Source organism: Xanthovirga aplysinae, assembly GCF_009711365.1.
GTDB classification, from domain to species: Bacteria; Bacteroidota; Bacteroidia; order Cytophagales; family Cyclobacteriaceae; genus Xanthovirga; species Xanthovirga aplysinae.
The window spans coordinates 1-3810 of record NZ_SMMB01000769.1 but is presented as its reverse complement, the minus strand read 5'-3'; the positions used below and the strand labels follow the sequence as shown (position 1 = coordinate 3810).

Below are 3810 nucleotides of genomic sequence, written 5' to 3'. Positions count from 1 at the left end.
TTAAGCATGATTCAAGAGCTTTCTTTTCCCTTTCATATCCGTAATGTATTACCTTTGAAGAAAAATAGGCTTGATTTTGTAAATCAGAAACCATTGTGTTTAATATGAGTTTCCTAGCATCGAATTCATCATTTTTGAGTCTTTTTTGTCCATACATTTCTACCAAGTTTATAATATCAAAAGCATTTTTTTTATCTGCATAAGAAGACATTACAATTGTAGTTAAACCGGTGAAAATCACTCTATGCAATTGAGTAGGATCAATTTTATCAGGAGTATCTTCACTAGAGTGATAATAGTTGTCTGGCCAAGTGCTATACGCAATTCCAGGGATACCAAAATCATTAAAAATTTGGTGATCTGACCCCCTAGTATAGGCATCTACAGATGCATTTATATAGTTCCTGCTTCCATTTACTGATATGATATGGAAATCTTTCCTTCTAGGGTATTTGCTATTATTGTATTGATTTAAAAAGTCAGAAATAGAAGAGGAAAAGGCGTTTACATAAGATGCATTCCAATCTGGAGTATAGCTAATCTTAAAATATGAATCCGTTTTTTTTAAATTGGCTCCAAGCATGTCCAGATTAATATTCAATATCCGTTTTTTGTTTTCCTTGATATGTCTAGAAAACCATGCTTTTGTGCCTGTAAATTCTGGAAGCCATAAAAACCGTATGGTTCTTAAGGGATGTGATATTTTATTTTGTTGAATAAGGCTATTTAGTGTTCTTGCTATTTCAAGCGATACAGCACTTCCTGAAGCATTATCATTAGCACCAGGTTTGTAATGGTCTAAATGGGATGTAATTACTATTTCCTCATCAGGATATTTTGAGCCTTTTATGACACCACTTACGATACCAAAATCTTCTGATTTATGTTCTGTTTCTATATCTACATAAAGCTTTAAATTTTTGTTTCTCTTGAGCTCTTCTTTTAATTCCTTTGCTTTACGTTCAGAAATCATAAAGGCAAATGATTCTTTATTTTTATCTTCAACCATAGGCAGGCTACCCCAACCAACTTGATCAATATAATCACCTTCCAAACGGTTAGTTTTGTCCCAATAAGGAATAGAATAGTATGAAATAATACCTATGGCACCTTTTTCCCAGACTGCTTTTTTAACAACTCTCCAAGGGTGGTTAGAGGTAAGAACAATTTTCCCCTTTAAATCTTTTTCTTCGTAATCTTCAATTGTACCAGAACCAATATCGATTAATTGAGCATTAGCTTTTATTGAATAGCTATTCCTTGCTAATGACATTGGTAGATCAGCGTAGGATGTGATTTTATATTTATAAGGATCTGAAGACCAAAGTTCTCCCTTTTTTGCAATCCAAAAAGGTTGTGGAGTATCTCCAAAATAACTTGTTCTTCCATCAGAAGCGTATTTTTCAATTTTTACATTTTGAAGTCCAAATTCTATTGCTTTTTGTTCTATCCAACCAACAGCTTCATGATATCCTTTTGTGTTTTGTTGTCTGTCCCACAACGAAATTTGCTTAACATAATCAATAGCGCGATCACCTGAACTATGATGAATTAGTAACCCTGTTATAGAGTCATTGATAATTAGCCCTGTGTTGGGGCTTAATTTACTTAGTAATAAATTTTCTTTCTTTTGCGAAAATGCAATGAAAACCTGTAATAATAAAACTGCAGTAAGTATTAATCTTTTCATTTTATTTTAATTATAGGAATTAACCACCATCTAAAATGAGTATGGACCCAAATTGGAAGAACTGATTAAGATTGAATTTAACAAACACCTGTCAAATGGCACAGTTCGCCTATTCATTTTAAAATTTGTTACATGGGGTGTTATTTAGTCTTTGTATTTAACCAATTTTTAACCTGCTCATTCACAAAATCAAGTGGGACTGTTCCATTCTGTAAACATTTATCGTGAAATTCTTTTAAATTAAATTCTTTGCCAAGTTTTTCCTCTGCCTTTTGTCTTAGTTTGAGGAAATACATTTCCCCAACACCGTATGTTGTCATCTGTCCAGGCCATACCGAAATTCTATCAACGTACCGTTCTGCATCTGCCCTGGAATATGATGTTTGCTTCTGTAGTGTGTAATTAATGGCTTCCTCACGAGTCCAGTTTTTAAAATGAATTCCTGGATCTACAATCATACCAGTAGGAAGCCCCATTAGCATTGCCAGGCGACTTTTATCAGATGAATATAAGCCCATTTCATCAGCAAGCGTTTCGGTATATCTAGCCCAGCCCTCGGAGAATCCTGAATTACCCACATATTTTGTGATTTGATGTGATTGTACAAGTTCTCTACTAATGGCGATCTGTAAATGATGTCCAGGATAGGTTTCATGAAAAGCCGTAGTTTCAATGTCCCCTTTGTTTTTTGTATCTGGCATGTATGTTTGCTGAATATAAGTAGCCGGCCTTGATCCGTCATCAGAAGCAGGGAGATAACGTGAGCTTCCTGTTCTTTCTTCCAGTTCAGGAATGGGTTCTAATTCAACATCAGCTTTTGGAACTAGCCCAAAAAATTCGGGTGTTTTACTTTTTGCCCTTGAAATAGCAGCTTGTGCCGCTTCCAATATTTCCTCTTTGGTGGTGAAATAGTTGGACTTATCCGATTTAAATGCATTTTGTATGGCCGGAATTTCTAATTCTCCATATACTTTATTTCCGATTTTAGTAATCTTTCTTTCACGAAGAGCAATAGCCTCTTCACCCCATTGGAAAATGACTTCTGGTGCCTCATTAAGAGTGGTATAACCACTTAAAGACGCTTGATAACATTCCGTGCCATTAGGAATGGAAGAAATTGAAAGCTCAGCTCTTGCTTTGTCGAGATATTCATTCTGAAGAAATTCTTTATAGGTTGCAATTTCCGGCAAAATTTCATCAAGTACGATAGTTTTAAGTTCAGTCTTAAACTGTTCAGAGGTATCCCGCAAGGCTGGAAGGAAGAAAGGGTTTGTATCTAAAGGACCTGAAGTAAGTTGATCGAGCTGATCAATTACTTGTTTGACAATAACCTCGGGTAAGGCATAACCTGACTCCAATCCTAATTTATTATTTTCCCTATCCACTCTGATATACCTAGGAATCTGCTTCCATCGTTGGATTGCATCTTCTCGGCTTTTAGTATCACCAACGGGTTGAGTATTTCCAATGTACCGGAACCAGGTATAAAATGCATCCATTTGGTTAATGGTCCATAGGTGTTTCTTGCAAATCCTGTTGTTGATTGATGATTCAAGAGCATTTTTAAGAATGTTATAAGTAATCAAGTCACTTTTGGAAAGTTCATCTGGGTTTATCGTTCTCACTGCAACAATTAGGGAATCTTCGGCAGCTTGCCTTGCTTCTAATCCAGATAGAGAGTTATCGGATAATCCTGCATGATCTGGGTTATCAATTCCATAAAAAGTCCCCAATTCAGGATAAAACTTAAAACTATTCGAGACATATATGTCTGCAAGTTGATTTATGTCAGGTGATGGAGAATCAACCTTTTTGGTTTCTGAACATGAAATCGCTAATGTGCAAATAATAAGTAAAAAGTAAATTCCTTTCATAATTGATATTTTTGATTTGATGATGCCATGGAACGACTCAGCTAGCTGCTGGGCTTTATCAGTGTCGGCTTTCGCGCTCTGACAAAGCATGGAATCTCCCCATTGTTAGCAATAGTTTTTATTTCGCTTTTTCTTTTTCAATTTTGATTGCTAATTCAATTGCGCTGTCTCCTTTACTATTCAAATCATTTGATAGTTGGTCAAAAAAGGTGTCATTATCGGTTGAATATTCCAAAGGGAGGTCTG

2 protein-coding genes are annotated in these 3810 nt (G+C 35.5%); both read right to left on the bottom strand.

All coding sequences use genetic code 11. The annotated features are described in order from the left end of the window. Nucleotides 1-1690, bottom strand: a 1690-nt coding sequence (locus E1171_RS05400) for a DUF4910 domain-containing protein (RefSeq protein WP_155204837.1), incomplete at its 3' end; no start/stop codon positions are given. A gap of 140 nt (nt 1691-1830) precedes the next feature. Beyond that, complete coding sequence (locus E1171_RS05395) at nt 1831-3564, bottom strand: DUF885 domain-containing protein (RefSeq protein ID WP_187696273.1); 1734 nt, start codon at nt 3562-3564, stop codon at nt 1831-1833. Between the last annotated feature and the right edge of the window lie 246 nt (nt 3565-3810).